Source organism: Bacillus sp. AFS029637, assembly GCF_002584985.1.
GTDB lineage: Bacteria > Bacillota > Bacilli > Bacillales > Bacillaceae_G > Bacillus_A.
On sequence record NZ_NUPZ01000033.1, the window covers coordinates 180,862 to 199,285 of the forward strand.

The following is an 18,424-nucleotide window of genomic DNA, read 5'->3' on the forward strand; positions in this document are numbered from 1 at the left end:
CCCTCTTCCTTTTTATGATCTGCGTAAAAAGACTTTCGCAAAGTAGTTTCCTAAGTTTTGAGCTATCTGTACGAGAATAATAAGTAAAACGACCGTTACGAACATAACTGATGTATCAAAGCGTTGATAACCATATGTCATCGCTAAGTCACCAAGACCGCCACCACCAACAAGCCCAGCAACTGCAGAAAATTCAATTAGACCAACTGTCATAAACGTGACACCTAAAATTAATGGCGCTAACGCTTCTGGCACAAGAATTCCAAAGACAATTCTAATTGGTGAAGCACCCATCGCTTGCGCTGCTTCAATTACCCCTTTCGGAACAGAAACAAGATTTGTTTCAACCATTCTAGCAATACCAATTGATGCAACTAACGTCATTGGGAAGATCGCTGCCGCTGTTCCAATTGTCGTTCCGATTACGCTTCTTGTTATCGGACTTAAAGCTACTAAAAAGATAATAAATGGAATCGGACGAATTGTATTAATAATGACATTAAGAATGGAAAAGACCCATTTATTCTCTAAAAAGTTTCCTTTACGTGTTACATATAAAAGTAAACCAAGCGGTATACCAAGAATTGTGGCAAATATTAGGGTTACAATTACCATTAAGAGGGTATCCCCCGTCGCATCTAATATACGAGGCCAAAATATACTCCAATCAACTCGCATGAGCTTCTACCTCCTTCAGCTGCACTTGCAGTCTTAGATGTTGTAATGCTTTTTGGATTTCCTTTTGCTCACCTTGCAATTCTACAAGAAGATTTCCAAATAACACATTTTGAAGTTCAATAATATTTCCGTACAGTACGTTTACATCGACGTTATAGTTTTTCGCGATATATGATAGTACCGGCTGTCCTGTCTCCTCACCAGTAAACGTTAAGCGATAAATCTGTCCACCATTTTGAATTTTCGCTAGAACACTGTCTGGTAAGTGATCATTAATAATTGAACGTACGAAATTTTGAGTCGTTTTTGTTTTTGGTTGTGTGAAAACGTCAAACAGTTTTCCTTCTTCAATAACTTTCCCCTTCTCCATTACAGCTACACGGTGACAAATTTCTTTCACAACGTGCATTTCATGTGTAATAAGAAGAATTGTTACATTGTATTCCCGATTTACTTTCTTTAATAAGTTTAAGATTTCTGTCGTTGTTTCTGGATCTAAAGCTGATGTCGCCTCATCACATATAAGGATATCTGGTGATGTCGCCAGCGCTCTTGCAATCCCAACACGTTGCTTTTGTCCGCCTGATAGCTGCTCTGGATAATAGTTTGCTTTATCTTCTAACCCTACAAACTTCAGCAGATCATTTACTTTTTCCTTTATCTCATTCTTTGGTACTTTCGCTAACTTTAATGGGTAAGCAATATTTCCAAACACTGTTCTTGAATTAAATAAATTAAAGCTTTGAAAAATCATCCCGATTCTTTGTCTTAATTTACGTAATTCCTTCGTAGATAATAATGTAATATCTTTATCATCTATTGAGATCGTTCCCGCAGTTGGTCTTTCTAACATGTTTACTAGACGTAATAACGTACTCTTTCCAGCTCCACTAAAACCAATAATGCCAAAAATTTCGCCTTTCTCAACTAATAATGTTACATCTTCCACCGCATGAACAGATTGCCCACCTGATTCATACACTTTACTTACATTGTTAAAAGAAATCATTTTCTTCCCTCCTATATGCTGTAAAAACTTGAAGTAGAGCTTTCGAGGTAAAATAAAAAGTGCTCTCCTTCTTATCAACCATAAAGATAAGAAGGAGAGCACTTATATGTACTCGGTCGCATCTTCTCATCTTCCAAACCTATAAAGGTTTGCTGGATTTAGCACGGTATTAAAAAACCCGTTGCTGAGGTATCGTAGGGCCAGTCCCTCCACCTCTCTGGATAAGAATGTATCGATTTAATTGTCGTTTAATTAATTCTTATTATAGAACTCAGAATAGTAAGAGTCAATATATTTTTTAGAAAAATATTAATTATCCCTTTATTATAATTTTTGAATGAAAAATCTTAATAACATAGTACTTTTTAAAGTTATGTAAAATTTTTCTCCCTCATATTTTAAAAAAGGAGAATCTTCTCTATAAATTGAATAACATTATTTGAATATGAAACTTGGAGGAAGATAAATATATGAAAACAGCTCTTTTACTCGTTGACATTCAAAATGATTATTTTCCAAATGGAAAGATGGAATTGCGTAATCCAGTAGAAGCAAGTGAATATGCTAGCCAACTGCTCCAGCACTTTAGAATGAAAAACAAACCTATTTTTCATATCCAACATGTAGCTATAAAAGATGACGCTACTTTTTTCCTGCCAAATACAGAAGGTGTATATATTCACGAAAATGTTCGTCCGCTTAGAGAGGAAGTGGTTATACTCAAGCATTACCCAAATAGCTTTCGAGAAACTGATCTTCTAGAGCAATTACGACGTTTAGACATTGAGCACGTCGTAATATGTGGGATGATGACCCATATGTGTATCGATGCCACCGTAAGGGCTGCTTTTGATTTTGGCTTTCATTGCACCGTAATACATGATGCTTGTGCTACAAAAGACCTTTCTTTTAAAAATGCTACTATACCAGCCGTTTATATTCACAATACAATTTTGGCTAGTTTAAATAGAGTATATGCAAATGTAATGAGTACAGAAGAATTTTTAGCTATAAAAAAACACTCCATTCAGTGAGCAAAACCGAAAAGAGTGTTTCTTGTCGAACCATAGATTTTCTTTCAAATTGTATTATACAGGAAATTTCTAAAATGAATACTAAAAAATGTGACTAATGACTCAATTTTTCTCCTCACTTTATTTCTATTTACATGTTTATCCCGCTATTAATAGGGTTTAGCTCGCATTACTCAGAAAATAGTAATATATGGAATTATAATTCAAAAAGGAGATCTTCACATTTTGTGAAGATCTCCTCTACTATTTCTTATAAAGTTTCAGAAGTAGTTTTTGCTTGCATGTGAAGTGCTAAGTAGTCAGGGCCACCAGCTTTAGAGTCTGTACCAGACATATTAAAGCCACCGAATGGTTGGTAACCTACGATTGCACCAGTACATCCACGGTTGAAGTATAAGTTACCAACATGGAAGTCTTCACGTGCTTTTTCAATATGGTCACGGTTGTTAGTAACAACAGCACCTGTTAAACCGTATTCTGTATTGTTTGCAATTGCAAGTGCATGATCAAAGTCTTTTGCTTTACAGAATGCTACTACTGGTCCGAAGATTTCTTCTTTCATTAAACGAGCATCTTCTGCAACGTCAGCAACGATTGTCGGTTGAATGAACCAACCTTTAGAATCGTCTCCTTCGCCACCTGCTAAGATTCTACCTTCTTCTTTACCAATTGCAACATAGCTCATTACTTTATCGAATGCAGCTTGGTCATTAACAGGACCCATGTTTGTACCTAATACAGCTGGGTTATCAACTGTTAATTCTTTTGTTAATTCAACTGCACGATTTAATACGTGATCGTATACATCTTCGTGGATTACTGCACGAGAACATGCAGAACATTTTTGTCCTGAGAATCCGAATGCTGATGCAACGATAGATTTAGCAGCTAATTCAAGATCAGCTTCTTTATCAACAACGATTGTATCTTTACCGCCCATTTCAGCGATAACACGTTTTAACCAGATTTGTCCTGGGTTTACTTTCGCTGCACGCTCATAAATACGGATACCTACATCACGAGATCCAGTGAAGCTAATGAAGCGTGTACGAGGGTGATCTACTAAGTAGTCACCAACTTCAGAACCGTTACCTGGAACGAAGTTTACTACGCCAGCTGGTAAACCAGCTTCTTCTAATACTTCCATGAATTTCGCTGCTACTACAGGAGTTGTACTAGCTGGTTTTAGTAATACTGTGTTCCCAGAAACTAAAGCAGCTGTTGTCATACCTGCCATAATTGCAAATGGGAAGTTCCAAGGAGAAATGATAACACCTACTCCTAATGGAATGTAAGAGAAACGATTATATTCAATTGGACGGCTTTCTACTGGAATACCGTCTTTTAATTTCAACATTTGACGAGCATAATATTCCATAAAATCGATTGCTTCTGCTGTATCAGCATCTGCCTCATTCCATGGTTTACCTGCTTCTTTTACAAGAATAGCAGAAAATTCATGTTTTCTACGACGAACGATTGCTGCAGCACGGAATAAAATGTCTGCACGCATTTCTGGTTTTGACTTTCTCCAAGTTTGGAATGTTTCATCCGCTACTTGCATTGCTTTTTCAGCTAATTCACGGCTTGCTTTTGAAACGCGACCAACAAGTTCCTCTTTATTTGCAGGGTTTACAGAAACAATTTTGTCTTCTGTAGTGATTTTTTCTCCCCCAATAATTAATGGATAGTCTTGTCCAAGATAAGATTCTACTTTCTTTAAACCTTCTTCAAACGCTAATTTGTTCGCCTCTACTGAAAAATCTGTAAATGGCTCATGTTTGTATGCTACTACCATCCTTTTAGCCTCCCCTTAGAAAAACGTTTACATTTTACAACATTATTCTACACGATAATTTAGATTTATTCAAATATTCCTAGACTTATATTTTAAAAATTAATTAATTTTTAAAATATAATAAAAAATAGAGTTATACATACGTATAACTCTACAGAATATGAGTATATTCCAAAATGTTTTTTCCGATTAATAAAATAGTTACTAATAAAAATAAAGTCCTCACATATCCAACACCTTTTTGAACAGCAAACCTTGATCCAAAATAAGCGCCAAAAATCATCGATAATCCCATGATAATACCGTATTCAAAATGAATTATGTCTAAAAATAAAAAAGTAATTAAAGATACGATGTTACTAACAAAGTTCAAAAGTTTTCCAGATGCTGCCGCTTGAATAAAATCCAAACCGATTAATAAAAATGCAAAAATTAAAAAGGATCCTGTTCCTGGTCCAAAAAAACCATCATAAAATCCTATCATTAAAATAACAAAGAAAAATATTAATGTTTTCCTTTTCGTCATCTTTTTATAGGTAGATACACTTCCCCAATCCTTTTTCGCAATAATATAAATAGCAATACATACCAACATTATAAGTACTAATGGACGTAAAATATCCGGTGGAATAAATTTTACTACTAAAGCACCTGCAATCGCTCCAACAATAGTTAACGGGATTAACTTTCCTACAATTTTAAAATCAACCTTTCCTGATCGAATAAAATAAATTGTACTTGTAAACGTCCCCATTGTTGCAGCTAATTTATTCGTTGCAATTGCCGAAGCTGGTGGTAAACCAACAAACATAAGCGCAGGAAGCGAAATTAACCCTCCCCCTCCAACAACTGAATCAATAAAAGCTGCTAAAAAACCGAATGCAATTAATAAAATAATGACTTGAAAACTTAATTCGTCCATAAGCTTTACCCCTTACCCCTTTATTTATAACATTTTAAATTATAACAAAATTCCTCAAGAAAAAAAGCTGTTCCAAAAAGGAACAGCTCTCCTATTTAATCTAAAATTTTCACCAATGGTTCATCTTGCTTCGCTTCACGTATAATAATAGCTTCTGGACGTTCTACAGATTTAATCGTTACTTGTACTTTCATGTAATTCGGGAAGTATTCCATAACAAGCCCTGCAACATATTGTGTAAAACCAATTATGTCAGCTTTCCCATTAAATTGGACAGGAATATCAAGCTTCATTTCTTTTAATTCATCATCTTTATACATACCAGTACCGATAACAGCCGTATAGTCGCCTTGGAAATAATCGCTTAATTTTGCTTTAAAGTTTGATACTCTTGCAAGATCTTCACGTTTATTATCTGTTTTCGCTTGTTCAGATGGGAACAAATAATATTTCTCATTAATTTGTTTCCAATCTTCAACCGTTTCACTACCTTTTTCCACATTCGCATAAGAAACAAAATTACCTGGCACAAGTGAAGACTTTGGAGCTTGGCGATAAATCGCAAATGTAATCGGAACATTTTTTATTTCGGGATTTTTTTGGTGCATAACTTTCAAGATTTCTTGCGCCATTTTTTTCCCTTCTGCTAACATTTTTTCGTCCGGGATTGCAACCTCACGCGGATAGCCATGCTCTTCCTCATAATATTGAACAGAATTCATCGCTAATCCAACTACAATGCCACCAAGTTCAACATCTTTCTCGCCTTTTTTCACATAATAATCTTGCTCTAAAATATTTGAAATATATATTGGATTTTTTTTATTTTTCACTTCTAGTGATTCGGATCCTTCACCTAACGCTGGGTTTAACCCTATGTTAGGAAATTTAACCGCATCTTTTTTTAAACTGTCCTCTAGTTCCTTTTGTTGAGCATCTGTACGCTTTCTTTTAACAAGCATTTGCACAGTTCGGGCATCTAGAGTACTTCCACCTTTAAAGAAATAATCTTTCGTACTAAATGATTCTTTCGCAATACGCATTAATCCTGTTTCAAATTCATCTACATCAAGGCGACTATTTAATCCTTGTACAACTAAACCACGTGCAGATCCTGCATCAAATGGAACAGTCGTCTTATAATATTCATCCGAAATAGAGTATTTTGGGACGACTGCTTGCTCTTTTGCTTTCCCCGATTTCTCAACCACTTTTTCATCTTTGTCGGCACCTATACTACACCCACTTACAAGTAGGCTAAGGCTTAATACCGCTAATGCTATTTTTTTCATGGTAAGTTTGCACCTCTTACTTATTTAGCTCTTGTAAGAACCTCTCTTCATTCCAAACCTCAACATTATGTTTCTCCGCTTGTGCTAATTTCGAACCTGCTGCTTCACCTGCAACAACTAGATCCGTACTTTTACTAACACTTCCTGTTACTTTTCCACCTAATGCTTCAATCTTCTTCTTCGCTTCACTTCGGCCCATAATTTCTAACTTCCCTGTTAAGACAACTGTTTTTCCTGCGAAATAAGATTCAACATTTTGTAAGTCCGCACTCTTTATACCTTTGTATGTCATGTTCACGCCATACTCTTTAAACTGTTGTAATAGCTCTAATACATCTTCATTATCAAAATATGCCACAACGGATTGAGCCATTTTTTCACCAATTTCATTAATTGCTTTTAGTTCTTCTTCCGTTGCTTTCACAAGCCCATCCATCGTTTCGAAATGCTCGGCAAATGTACGTGCTGCTTTCGCTCCAACATGGCGAATTCCAAGACCAAATAATAATCGCTCTAACGAGTTTTCTTTAGAATTCTCAATTGCTTGTACTAAATTCGTTGCTGATTTTTCACCGAATCGTTCTAGCTGTAATAATTGTTCTTTCGTCAATGCGTATAAATCTGCAAACGTACGAATATAATCTGCATCAAAGAGCTGTGTGATAACACGCTCTCCTAGTCCGTCAATATTCATTGCATTTCTTGAAACGAAATGAATTAATCCCTCGCGAATTTGAGCTGGACAAGTTGGATTTATACAACGAAGTGCTACTTCTTCTTCTAAACGAACTAGTTCACTCTCACATGCTGGACAATGCGTTGGCATATGGTATTCTTCTTCCTCACCAGTACGCTTATCAAAAATAACGTTCACAACTTCAGGAATGATATCTCCAGCCTTTTTCACAACAACGTAGTCACCAATTCGAATATCTTTTTCGCGAATTAAATCTTCGTTATGTAAAGAAGCACGACGAACGATCGTACCAGCCACTCGCACTGGCTCTAGCTCTGCAGTTGGTGTTACAACACCTGTGCGGCCGACACTTAATTCAATTCCTGTTAATCTTGTTACAACTTCTTCAGCCGGGAACTTATAAGCAATCGCCCATCTCGGACTCTTTGCTGTAGTTCCTAAACTTTCTTGAAGAGCAACATCATCTACTTTTATAACGATTCCATCGATCTCATAATCAAGATCCGGACGTTTTTCTTGCCACTCTTCTACATAAGCTATAACCTCTTCAATTGTTTCACATGTACGGCGATTTGGATTTGTCTTAAATCCAAGTTCGCCTAAGAAATCAAGTGATTCACTATGCGCTGGAATCGTTTTTTCTTCTACATTCGCAAGACCATACACAAACATAGATAGGTTACGCTTCGCTGCAATTTTTGGATCAAGTTGACGTATTGAACCTGCTGCTGCATTACGCGGATTGGCAAATACATCTTCACCATTTTGTTCTTTCTCTTCATTCAACTTAACGAATGAACGCTTCGGCATATAAGCCTCGCCTCGTGCTTCTAACGTTACTTCTTCATTTAGACGGAGCGGAATAGCTTTAATCGTTTTTAAGTTTTGGGTAATATCTTCACCCGTTATCCCATCGCCACGTGTTGCCCCTTGAATAAAGCGTCCTTTTTCATAATGAAGTGAAACAGCAAGTCCGTCAATTTTTAATTCGCATATATATCTTACATTCGCATCATCAATTCCTTGGCGTACTCTTCGGTCGAAATCACGTAAATCTCCTTCGTTAAATGCATTCCCTAAACTTAACATCGGTGACTTATGTGTTACTTTTTCAAATATATCAAGAACCGTCCCTCCAACGCGAATGGAGGGAGAGTCTTCACTCATAAACTCTGGGTTCTCTGCTTCTAATTTTATAAGCTCCTGCATATTACGGTCATACTCCGCATCAGAAACCGAAGGATTGTCTAATACGTGATATTGATAATTAAATGTGTTTAACAAATCACGCAGTTCTTCTATACGTTTTTTTGCTATCTCTTTTGACATACCCTCATTCCTTTCCTATTGTTTCGTCACAGGTGCAAATTTTGCTAATAAACGTTTAACGCCAATTGGGCTTGGGAACGCAATATCTAATTCTTTTGCATCACCTTCACCTTTTACACTTACAACTGTACCGACTCCCCACTTTTGGTGGGAAGCTTTATCTCCTACTGCCCAGCCAATTTGCTCGCCACCTGTTGTCTTAACAGCCGGACGTACGAAAGCTGAGCGAGAACGTGTCGTTCCAGTGCTTGTCGCCATTGCACCTGTCGTTCTTCCTTTTGCCTTTGCCCCAAACGAAGTCTCACGCTTCGGCGCTGTTTCATTTAATGATTCCACTAGCTCTGCTGGGATTTCTGTAATAAATCGAGATGCTGCATTCATACTTGTTCTACCAAATAAAGTACGCATTTGCGCATTGGATAAATATAACTCTTCTTCTGCACGAGTAATACCTACATAAGCAAGACGACGCTCTTCTTGCATTTCATCTTCTTCCATTAGAGAACGAGTATGCGGGAATATTCCTTCCTCTAACCCAACAATAAAGACGACTGGGAATTCTAATCCTTTCGCTGAGTGCATCGTCATTAAAATAACTTCCTCACCAGCAGTTGGATCTTCATCTACACGATCAATATCAGCAACAAGCGCCAAATCTGTTAAGAATGCAACTAGGCTCTTATCTTCGCTTTGAGATTCGAATGTTTGCGTAACAGATAAAAACTCGTCTAAGTTTTCTAAACGACCTTCTGCTTCTAAAGTACGCTCGTTTTTCAACATATCGCGATAGCCTGTTTTTTCAATAACTTCTTCAACTAATTCTGTAACAGATAAATACTCTTGCATATTTACCCAGTTGTGTAATAGGCCTGCGAATTCTTTTACTGCCTTTGTAACCTTTGCACTTACTCCAACATGCTCAATCTCATCGAATACAGCCGTTAATGAAATTCCATTTTGTACACCGTAATTAATAATTTTATCGATAGAAGTCGCACCAATTCCGCGCTTTGGTACGTTAATAATACGCGCGAAACTAATCTCATCATCTGGATTCCCAATTAAACGTAAATACGCCAAAATGTCTTTAATCTCTTTACGATCGTAGAACTTCGTACCACCGACAATTTTGTAAGGAATATTAGATTTCAGGAAAATCTCCTCGATCATACGAGACTGAGCATTGGTACGATATAACACTGCAAAATCAGTATATTTTCGTTTCCCCATTTGAATATCGTCACGAATTTTTTTCGCAACAACATATGCTTCGTCTTTTTCCGTTGCAGCACGGTAATACGAGATTTTGCTTCCAACTTGATTATCTGTCCATAATTTTTTCGGTTTACGATTCGTATTTTTTTCAATTACAGCATTTGCTGCATTTAAAATATTTTGAGATGAACGGTAATTTTGTTCTAACAAAATTACTTGCGCATTCTCATAGTCTTTTTCGAATGACAAAATGTTAGAGATATCCGCACCACGCCAGCGATAAATAGACTGATCAGAGTCACCGACAACACAAAGGTTTTTAAAACGCGCTGCCAAATGTTTAACAAGAAGATACTGAGCTTTATTCGTATCTTGATACTCATCAACGTGAATATACTGGAACTTACGCTGATAAAACTCTAATACTTCTGGAACACGTTCAAACAGCTGAATCGTCGTCATAATTAAATCATCAAAGTCTAATGAGTTATTTTTCAAAAGTCGTTTTTGATATTCTGTATATACATCGCTCGTTAATTTTTCATATGGATCAGCGATTGTAATTTTTTTTGCATATTTATCGGCAGATAACAGTTCATTTTTCGCATTACTAATACCTGCTAAAATAGAGCGCGGCTCAAACTTCTTCGGATCAATATTGCGCTCTTTCATAATTTTTTTGACCACAGTTAACTGATCACCTGCATCTAAAATCGTAAAGTTACGATTAATCCCGATGCGGTCAATATCACGTCGCAAAATACGTACGCACATAGAGTGGAACGTAGAAATCCAAATATCTTCTGCTTCTGGTCCAACAAGTGTATCAATACGCTCGCGCATTTCACGAGCAGCTTTATTTGTGAAGGTAATTGCTAGCACATTCCATGGCGCCACACCTTTTTCACCAAGTAAATACGCAATACGATGTGTTAACACACGTGTTTTACCACTACCTGCGCCTGCCATTAATAGAAGTGGGCCATTCGTTGTTTGTACTGCTTTTTGTTGCTGTGGATTTAAACCGTTTAATAACTTATCTGTCATACTCATATACGCCTGCACCTACTCTCCTTTTACTGCTTTAACTGTTTTTAACGCCGCTTTTATATCATCATAAATAACATTTCCAACAACTACTGTATCAGCATACTGTGCCATTTCTTTCGCTTGTTCTGCATTAGAAATACCACCGCCATAATATAGCTTCGCTTGTTTCAATTCTTCTTTTACATTTTTAACAAGTTCAATATCGCCATACGTACCGCTATATTCTAAATAAAATATCGGTAAATGTAATAGCTTGTCTGCTAAACGCGCATATGCGATAACATCATCTTCTGTTAAATCACATTTTGCATCTGTAAGTTGGGCTACTTTCGCTTCTGGATTTAAAACACAATACCCTTCCATGAAAATTTCGTCCCAGTCCATAATATCCCCAAATTCTTTCAATGCCTCATGATGAACCCCTGTTACCCATTCTACCTTTCGGCTATTTAAAACACTTGGGATGTAATAAAAATCAAACCCTGGTGTAATTGCTTCCACATCAGAAACCTCTAATACACAAGGAACTGCATATCTACGAATGCTAACTAGCATGTGCAATACATTATCAATTGTTATGCCGTCACTTCCACCTACAATAACAGCGTCTGTTCCAGACTCACAAATCATTTCTAAATGTTCATCGCTTAACTCCTTATTTGGATCAAGCTTAAATACATGTTTCCACCCGGAAATATCGTACATGAAAACACCCTTTCTTTTCTCTAGTTATATATATGTCTGTTCAAAATAACAGTTAATTTTCATCAAGATTTTGGATAATAGAAATTCTATTTTTTTCCAAATATACAAATTTAATTTTAAACTTCTTTTTGTGCATTCTTTCATTATAACAAAAAAAGCTACTTACACACACGCCCATTCCAACATCTTTTTCCACGTCAAATGTTGGATTACATATCACCAAAATCACATGGGATACTAATAAAAGAAATAGTATTTACTATTTCGAAGTTCATCAAAAAGGAGTGTTTTTCTAATGAAGCAAAACATCGGTACAATCAATGCTCTAATTCGGATTACGCTCGGACTTATCCTCTTCGGTTGTAGTACCGCTAAACTCGTACGCAAACCGTGGTGCACTTGGTCTAAAGTTTTATTATGGATTGGTGCAATGAAAGTTGCAGAGGGAATTGTTCGTTTCTGCCCTATTGCTGAAGTATGTAAATTTGGAAAATTCATGAGTATGGGCGCATTTAAAATGCCTAGCATGAATTTTGCTGAAAAAGGACATGCTAAAGAAGAAGTGAATCAAACTTCCAATCATGACAAACCACAGTCAACTGGAAGTTATGACGCTTCTGACAAAGAGATTGAGTCAGCGATTGAAGATATAATCCTGGCAAAACCGCTTTGAATCATTTGTCACGATGCAAGATGCTCTCAAAGGGACTTAGCTGCTGCAGTGGGCGGTTAAGTCTTCTTTATTTTAACATAAAATGGAACGTATATTCTCGTTTTAAACTTAAGACGTACATAATAAGTGTCAATATGAAATTTCAGAAAATTAAGTGTAAACCCCTTGCTTAAAATGATATAAAAGTGATATCATTTTTATATCAGGAGGCGATCATATGAAAGAAAAACAAGTATTTTATGTAAATGGTTTTCTCGGTATTATTGGCATTTTGATTTTAGCTGCTATCGGTGTATTTTTCCTTGCGCAAGAAATTTTCATAGGAGCAGCATTAACTATTATTTTAGCCGCGGTTCTCGCGACAGGCATCGGTATCGTTCAACCGAATCAAGCGAAAGTTATTACGTTCTTCGGTAATTATTTAGGAACAATCCGTCAAAATGGTTTATTTTTAACGATTCCATTCGCATTCCGTCAAACTGTATCTTTACGTGTTGAAAACTTTAACAGTAAAAAATTAAAAGTAAATGATGTTGACGGAAATCCAATTGAAATTGCTGCCGTTATCGTATATAAAGTTGTTGATTCTGCAAAAGCAATGTTTGGTGTTGAACATTATGATCGTTTTGTAGAAATTCAAAGTGAAACGGCAATCCGCCACGTTGCAACAAAATATCCTTATGACAATTTCCAAGATGAAACCAGCGTTACGTTACGCGGAAATACTGAAGAAGTCTCTGAGGAGTTAAAACGCGAGCTAGAGGCGCGACTTGAAATTGCCGGCGTAGAAGTATTAGAAACTCGTTTAACGCACTTAGCTTACGCAACAGAAATTGCCCATGCAATGTTACAACGTCAACAAGCGAAAGCAGTATTAGCTGCTAGAAAAGAAATTGTTGAAGGTGCTGTGAAGATGGCAAAAGATTCAATCCATATGTTAGATGAAGAAGGCGTGCTGGAATTAGATGACGAGCGTAAAGCGAATATGGTAAACAACTTATTAGTTGCTATCGTTTCAGATAAAGGTGCGCAACCAGTCATTAATACAGGAAGCCTATACTAAGGGCTATAAGAAATTATGGCTAAAAAGAAAAGCTTTCCATTACGTATTGATCCTGAATTACACGCAGTCATCGAAAAATGGGCGAATGATGAGTTTCGTAGCGTCAATGCACACATCGAGTATTTACTTCGAGAAATGGCAAAGCAAAAAGGAAAATTAAAAAAAGATAAAGATGCATAAAAAAATCCCGCTGATTTCTCAGCGGGATTTTTTGCATATTAACTTCTCGTCATCTCATGCTCAATTGCACGATATCCTATATCACTTCGATAAAATAGACCATCACTCTCAATTTTACCAATTTCTTTATATACTTTATCTTTTGCTTCTTGTAAACTATTCGCCTTGCAAGCAACAAATAATACACGGCCACCGTTTGTTACAAAGTCACCATGTTTCATCGCTGTACCCGCATGGAAAACAATCACATCTTGCATTGCATCTAATCCGTTAATAATTTCACCTTTTTTATACGCTTCTGGATATCCTTTAGAAGCAAGTACCACACCAATAACTGCTTCTTCTGACCATTGTAACGTTAGTTCACTTTCATCTAATACAGCGTTACATACATCAACTAAATCATTTTCTAAGCGAGGTAATACAACTTCTGTTTCAGGATCGCCAAAGCGTGCATTAAATTCAATTACCTTTGGACCATCACTTGTTAAAATAAGACCTGCATATAAAATACCTGTAAACGAACGGTTTTCTTGGATCATCGCTTTAGCAGTTGGATGTAATACTGTTTGAATCGCTTTTTGAACTGCTGATTCAGAAATTTGTGGTACTGGAGAATATGCGCCCATTCCACCTGTATTAGGACCTTTATCACCATCAAAAGCTCGCTTATGATCTTGGGCAATTACCATTGGATGTACAGTTGTTCCATTTACAAATGCCATTAATGAGAATTCTTGTCCATCTAAAAACTCTTCAATAACAACCTTCTTACTTGCTTCGCCGAATTTCACGTCTTGTAGCATTTCCTTCACAGCTTGTAATGCCTCTTCAAGCGTCATTGCTACTGTTACACCTTTACCAGCAGCTAAGCCGTCAGCCTTAATAACGATTGGCGCACCAACTTTTTGAATGTACTGTACTGCTTCTTCATAATCTGTAAAAGTTTCATATGCTGCAGTTGGAATATCATACTTTTTCATCAATTCTTTCGTAAAAGCTTTACTACCTTCAATAACAGCAGCCGCTTTGTTCGGACCAAATACGCGAAGCCCCTCTTCTTTAAAACGATCAACAATTCCGTTCATAAGCGGAATTTCTGGGCCAACGAAAGTTAATTCGACATTATTCTCTTTTGCAAATAAGACAAGTGCATCAAAATCATTTTCATCAATATCAACTGGTGTTGCAACATCTCGCATACCTTCATTACCTGGTGCTACATACACCTTTTTCACTTTTGCAGATTGTGCAAACTTCCAAGCTAAAGCATGCTCACGCCCACCGCGGCCAATTACTAAAACATTCATATTTCATCCCCCAATACTTAAATAAGTACAAACTAGAAGCTATGCTCCTAGTTTGTTTTTCTATCAATGTAAGTTTAAAAAGGAGGATCTAGAGAACCGAGCAGGTCGAGACGCATTCGCCAGGAGGACACGGAGTGTAGCTTTCCTACATGAGTACCGCACTGGCAATGCAACGACGACATGCGACAGTTATCTTGACCGGACTTTTTAAACATCCTCTATTAATGTTTGAAATGACGTACACCAGTGAACACCATAGCAATCCCATACTCATCTGCCATTTTAATAGAATCTTCATCACGAATTGATCCACCTGGTTGAATGATTGCTGTAATACCAGCTTTTGCTGCTTCTTCCACTGTATCTGGCATTGGGAAGAAAGCATCAGATGCAAGTGCGCTACCTTGTGCTTTTTCACTAGCTTGCGTGATTGCAATTTTCGCAGAACCTACGCGGTTCATTTGTCCTGCACCTACCCCAATTGTCATATCATCTTTTGCTAAAACAATTGCATTTGATTTCACATGTTTTACAACTTTCCAAGCTAGTTTTAAATCTTTCCACTCTTGCTCTGACGGTTCACGTTTTGTCGGAATTGAAATTGTACTTTCATCTAATGATAACGTATCTTCTTCTTGAACAAGAAGTCCCCCTTGTACAGAAGTTAGTTTTTTACTTGCACTTGTCGCTTTTTCAATATTTACAGTTAGTAAGCGTAAGTTCTTCTTACTTTGCAACACTTCTAAAGCTTCTTGTGAGAACGAAGGCGCGATAACAATTTCTAAGAAAATTTCATGTAATTTTTCAGCTGTCGCTTTGTCAATTTCGCGATTCGCTGCAATAATACCGCCAAAAATTGATACTGGATCCGCCTCATAAGCACGTGTGTATGCTTCATGAATATCAGTACCTACTCCAACGCCACATGGATTCATATGTTTTACCGCTACTACTGCTGGTTCTGTAAATTCTTTAACGATGCTAAGCGCTGCATCTGCATCATTAATATTGTTATAAGATAATTCTTTTCCGTGCAATTGTTCTGCATATGCAACTGAAGAAGTGGCTGCGAATGGCGCTTTATAGAAAGTTGCCTTTTGATGCGGGTTCTCGCCATAACGTAAGTCTTGTTTTTTCTCAAATGTCACAGTTAACGTTTCTGGACTTTCTTCACCCATTTGCTCTGTTAAATAGTTAGAAATTAGCGCATCATAAGCTGCTGTATGACGGAATACTTTCGCTGCTAATTTACGTTTCGTTTCTTCTTTTACTTCGCCGTTCTCTTTCAATTCTGCTAACACAACATCATAATCTACTGGATCTACAATGACAGACACGAATTTATGATTTTTCGCAGCAGAGCGAATCATTGTTGGGCCACCGATATCAATATTTTCAATTGCATCAGCAAATGTTACATCAGGCTTAGCGATTGTTTCTTTAAATGGATATAAGTTAACAACAACAAAATCAATTGCTTGAATGCCTAGTTCATTCATTTGCGCTACATGTGTTTCATTATCACGAACCGCTAATAGACCACCATGAATATTTGGATGTAATGTTTTTACACGGCCATCCATAATTTCTGGGAAACCAGTTACTTCAGAAATACCGATTACTTGTAAACCGTTTTCTTCTAGTAATTTTTTCGTACCACCTGTTGAAATAACTTCAATCCCTTGTTCTAGTAAACCTTTAACAAATTCTACTACCCCCGTTTTATCTGAAACACTTACTAATGCACGCTTTTTCATTGATCATTCACCCCTAGTTGTATGTTAGTTAACAGTTGGTTCTTTCACAGACTGCACAATTTGATTCACTGTATTTACGTATAATTGATGTTCCACTTGTTGGATTTTCTTTTGTAAGCTTTCTCTCGTATCCCCTTTAGAAACAGCTACTGCTTCTTGCGCAATAATTGGACCTGTATCCATACCTGCATCTACATAATGAATTGTTACTCCCGTTACTTTCACTCCTGCTTCTAACGCTTGGCCGATAGCATCTTTACCTGGAAAACTGGGTAATAGTGATGGATGAATATTAATAATCTTCCCGCCGTATGCTTCTAGTAACGTCGGTCCAATTAAACGCATATAGCCAGCTAAAATAACATAATCAATTTCATATTCTTCTAGCTTCTTTAATATCTCTTTTTCAAATGCTTCTTTTGACTCATATTCTTTCGCTGAAAAGGCGAAGCATGGAATATGATGATAATGTGCTCGCCCAACAGCGCGTGCTTCTGGTTTATCACATACTAATAAACTAATTTCTGCACCCAATCTTTTTTCTTCTACCGCATTAACGAGAGATTGAAAGTTAGATCCACTTCCAGAAGCAAAAACTGCTAATCTACTCATAGTACTGTGCTCCCATTGAAGGTAACGCCAGCTCCTTGTACAGTACGTCCAATAATACGAGCTGTTTCTCCTTGCTCTTCAAGAAGACGAACAACATCTTTTGCATCTTCTTCCTTCACCGCTACTACCATACCAATACCCATGTTAAAAATATTGAACATTTCTTTCTCTTCTAATTCCCCAATTTCTTGAAGTAAATGGAAGATCGGTTGGATTTTCCAAGATCCTAGCTCAATTTCAGCACCAATTCCTTCTGGCAACATACGTGGGATATTTTCAATGAATCCGCCACCTGTAATATGTGCCATACCGTATACTTCATGTTTCTTCAATAGTTCTAAAATAGGTTTGACATAAATTTTCGTTGGTTTTAATAATTCTTCACCAAGAGGTAGCTCTAAGCGTCCATAAATGCGATCTAAAGATAGTTCTCCATCTTCTAGTAGTACTTTTCGTACTAAAGAGTAACCATTACTATGAATACCGCTAGATGCTAAGCCAATTAATACGTGACCAGCTTCAATTTTTTCACCTGTTACAATTTTCTTTTTATCAACGATCCCAACTGTAAAGCCCGCTAAATCGTATTCTTCCGTAGAATACATTCCTGGCATTTCAGCTGTTTCTCCACCAATTAATGCACAACCAGCTTGGCGACAACCTTCTGATATACCTTTGACGATGTTTTCAATTTTACTAGGTTCAGCTTTACCACAAGCAATATAATCAAGGAAGAAAAGCGGTTCTGCTCCCTGGACAACAATATCATTTACACACATTGCTACTGCATCAATACCAATTGTGTCATGTTTATCTGCCATAAAAGCGAGCATCAATTTCGTTCCCACGCCATCTGTTCCAGATACTAATACAGGTTCTTGTAATGCAAATTTTGATAGATCAAACATACCTCCAAAACCGCCTAAACCGCCTAGTACTTCTTTTCTCATAGTTGTTTGTACGTGTTTTTTCATGCGAGATACCGCTTCATATCCAGCTTCAATATCTACTCCTGCTTGCTTATATGCATTCGCCATCGTTAATTACACCTCGTCTTTTAATTTCTCCCCATCCAGGACGGGCTATTTTAAGAAAGAAGC

At 37.0% G+C, this 18,424-nt stretch carries 16 protein-coding genes and 1 riboswitch; of the genes, 4 read left to right on the forward strand and 12 right to left on the reverse strand.

The features are described 5' to 3' along the window. Positions 1-12: 12 nt before the first annotated feature. Entirely contained in the window at positions 13-678 is a 666-nt protein-coding gene (locus COE49_RS18145) for a methionine ABC transporter permease (RefSeq protein ID WP_088231838.1), read from the reverse strand. After that, positions 668-1,687 (reverse strand): methionine ABC transporter ATP-binding protein, encoded by a 1,020-nt coding sequence (locus COE49_RS18150; RefSeq protein WP_088231839.1) that lies wholly within the window; start codon positions 1,685-1,687, stop codon positions 668-670. The genes COE49_RS18145 and COE49_RS18150 overlap by 11 nt, the downstream gene beginning before the upstream one ends. A gap of 123 nt (positions 1,688-1,810) precedes the next feature. Then, positions 1,811-1,915: riboswitch (SAM riboswitch) on the reverse strand. Between the two features lie 242 nt (positions 1,916-2,157). On the opposite strand from COE49_RS18150, the gene COE49_RS18155 reads away from it, so the two are divergent. After that, positions 2,158-2,721: a cysteine hydrolase family protein gene (locus COE49_RS18155; RefSeq protein ID WP_088231840.1), complete on the forward strand. Its 564-nt coding sequence runs from the start codon at positions 2,158-2,160 to the stop codon at positions 2,719-2,721. A gap of 250 nt (positions 2,722-2,971) precedes the next feature. Here COE49_RS18155 and pruA read toward each other — a convergent pair whose 3' ends face one another. The 6 genes from pruA to pcrB all read right to left on the reverse strand — a co-directional run bounded on the left by pruA (position 2,972) and on the right by pcrB (position 11,729). After that, entirely contained in the window at positions 2,972-4,519 is a 1,548-nt protein-coding gene (gene pruA, locus COE49_RS18160) for an L-glutamate gamma-semialdehyde dehydrogenase (protein ID WP_088231841.1), read from the reverse strand. 151 nt (positions 4,520-4,670) lie between these two features. Then, positions 4,671-5,441, reverse strand: coding sequence for a TSUP family transporter (locus tag COE49_RS18165; protein WP_088231842.1), 771 nt, complete (start codon positions 5,439-5,441; stop codon positions 4,671-4,673). A 95-nt stretch (positions 5,442-5,536) separates the two neighbouring features. Then, a complete protein-coding gene (locus COE49_RS18170; protein WP_088231843.1) occupies positions 5,537-6,733 on the reverse strand; it encodes a CamS family sex pheromone protein in 1,197 nt (398 codons plus the stop codon). Between the two features lie 16 nt (positions 6,734-6,749). Further along, the gene (ligA, locus tag COE49_RS18175) at positions 6,750-8,759 is read right to left on the reverse strand and encodes an NAD-dependent DNA ligase LigA (RefSeq protein WP_088231844.1); all 2,010 of its coding nucleotides are present in this window, start codon (positions 8,757-8,759) and stop codon (positions 6,750-6,752) included. A gap of 15 nt (positions 8,760-8,774) precedes the next feature. Further along, positions 8,775-11,039, reverse strand: coding sequence for a DNA helicase PcrA (pcrA, locus tag COE49_RS18180; protein ID WP_098253358.1), 2,265 nt, complete (start codon positions 11,037-11,039; stop codon positions 8,775-8,777). Then, complete coding sequence (gene pcrB, locus COE49_RS18185) at positions 11,040-11,729, reverse strand: heptaprenylglyceryl phosphate synthase (protein WP_000272075.1); 690 nt, start codon at positions 11,727-11,729, stop codon at positions 11,040-11,042. Between the two features lie 295 nt (positions 11,730-12,024). On the opposite strand from pcrB, the gene COE49_RS18190 reads away from it, so the two are divergent. The 3 genes from COE49_RS18190 (at position 12,025) to COE49_RS18200 (ending at position 13,645) form a co-directional block, all read left to right on the forward strand. Then, entirely contained in the window at positions 12,025-12,402 is a 378-nt protein-coding gene (locus COE49_RS18190; protein WP_088231846.1) for a YgaP family membrane protein, read from the forward strand. 217 nt (positions 12,403-12,619) lie between these two features. Then, positions 12,620-13,465, forward strand: coding sequence for an SPFH domain-containing protein (locus COE49_RS18195; protein WP_088231847.1), 846 nt, complete (start codon positions 12,620-12,622; stop codon positions 13,463-13,465). 15 nt (positions 13,466-13,480) lie between these two features. Beyond that, positions 13,481-13,645 (forward strand): type II toxin-antitoxin system antitoxin, encoded by a 165-nt coding sequence (locus COE49_RS18200; RefSeq protein WP_001085171.1) that lies wholly within the window; start codon positions 13,481-13,483, stop codon positions 13,643-13,645. A gap of 38 nt (positions 13,646-13,683) precedes the next feature. Here the strand turns inward: COE49_RS18200 and purD are convergent, their stop codons facing one another. The 4 genes from purD to purM all read right to left on the reverse strand — a co-directional run bounded on the left by purD (position 13,684) and on the right by purM (position 18,361). Continuing rightward, on the reverse strand, positions 13,684-14,955 hold the full coding sequence (gene purD, locus COE49_RS18205) for a phosphoribosylamine--glycine ligase (RefSeq protein ID WP_088231848.1): 1,272 nt from the start codon (positions 14,953-14,955) through the stop codon (positions 13,684-13,686). A 221-nt stretch (positions 14,956-15,176) separates the two neighbouring features. After that, entirely contained in the window at positions 15,177-16,712 is a 1,536-nt protein-coding gene (gene purH, locus COE49_RS18210; protein ID WP_071710556.1) for a bifunctional phosphoribosylaminoimidazolecarboxamide formyltransferase/IMP cyclohydrolase, read from the reverse strand. Positions 16,713-16,736: 24 nt separating this feature from the next. Continuing rightward, positions 16,737-17,324: a phosphoribosylglycinamide formyltransferase gene (gene purN / locus COE49_RS18215; RefSeq protein WP_098253356.1), complete on the reverse strand. Its 588-nt coding sequence runs from the start codon at positions 17,322-17,324 to the stop codon at positions 16,737-16,739. Further along, complete coding sequence (gene purM / locus COE49_RS18220) at positions 17,321-18,361, reverse strand: phosphoribosylformylglycinamidine cyclo-ligase (protein ID WP_098357415.1); 1,041 nt, start codon at positions 18,359-18,361, stop codon at positions 17,321-17,323. Before purM ends, purN begins: the two co-directional genes overlap by 4 nt. Positions 18,362-18,424 lie beyond the last annotated feature (63 nt).

Excerpts from the sequence above, each read along its gene's own strand:
- COE49_RS18170 (WP_088231843.1), bottom strand. The coding sequence starts at position 6,733 with ATGAAAAAAATAGCATTAGCGGTATTAAGCCTTAGCCTACTTGTAAGT.
- purD (WP_088231848.1), bottom strand. The coding sequence starts at position 14,955 with ATGAATGTTTTAGTAATTGGCCGCGGTGGGCGTGAGCATGCTTTAGCT.
- purM (WP_098357415.1), bottom strand. The coding sequence starts at position 18,361 with ATGGCGAATGCATATAAGCAAGCAGGAGTAGATATTGAAGCTGGATAT.
- purH (WP_071710556.1), bottom strand. The coding sequence starts at position 16,712 with ATGAAAAAGCGTGCATTAGTAAGTGTTTCAGATAAAACGGGGGTAGTA.
- COE49_RS18145 (WP_088231838.1), bottom strand. The coding sequence starts at position 678 with ATGCGAGTTGATTGGAGTATATTTTGGCCTCGTATATTAGATGCGACG.
- pruA (WP_088231841.1), bottom strand. The coding sequence starts at position 4,519 with ATGGTAGTAGCATACAAACATGAGCCATTTACAGATTTTTCAGTAGAG.
- COE49_RS18200 (WP_001085171.1), top strand. The coding sequence starts at position 13,481 with ATGGCTAAAAAGAAAAGCTTTCCATTACGTATTGATCCTGAATTACAC.
- COE49_RS18195 (WP_088231847.1), top strand. The coding sequence starts at position 12,620 with ATGAAAGAAAAACAAGTATTTTATGTAAATGGTTTTCTCGGTATTATT.
- COE49_RS18150 (WP_088231839.1), bottom strand. The coding sequence starts at position 1,687 with ATGATTTCTTTTAACAATGTAAGTAAAGTGTATGAATCAGGTGGGCAA.
- purN (WP_098253356.1), bottom strand. The coding sequence starts at position 17,324 with ATGAGTAGATTAGCAGTTTTTGCTTCTGGAAGTGGATCTAACTTTCAA.
- COE49_RS18190 (WP_088231846.1), top strand. The coding sequence starts at position 12,025 with ATGAAGCAAAACATCGGTACAATCAATGCTCTAATTCGGATTACGCTC.
- COE49_RS18155 (WP_088231840.1), top strand. The coding sequence starts at position 2,158 with ATGAAAACAGCTCTTTTACTCGTTGACATTCAAAATGATTATTTTCCA.
- COE49_RS18165 (WP_088231842.1), bottom strand. The coding sequence starts at position 5,441 with ATGGACGAATTAAGTTTTCAAGTCATTATTTTATTAATTGCATTCGGT.
- ligA (WP_088231844.1), bottom strand. The coding sequence starts at position 8,759 with ATGTCAAAAGAGATAGCAAAAAAACGTATAGAAGAACTGCGTGATTTG.
- pcrB (WP_000272075.1), bottom strand. The coding sequence starts at position 11,729 with ATGTACGATATTTCCGGGTGGAAACATGTATTTAAGCTTGATCCAAAT.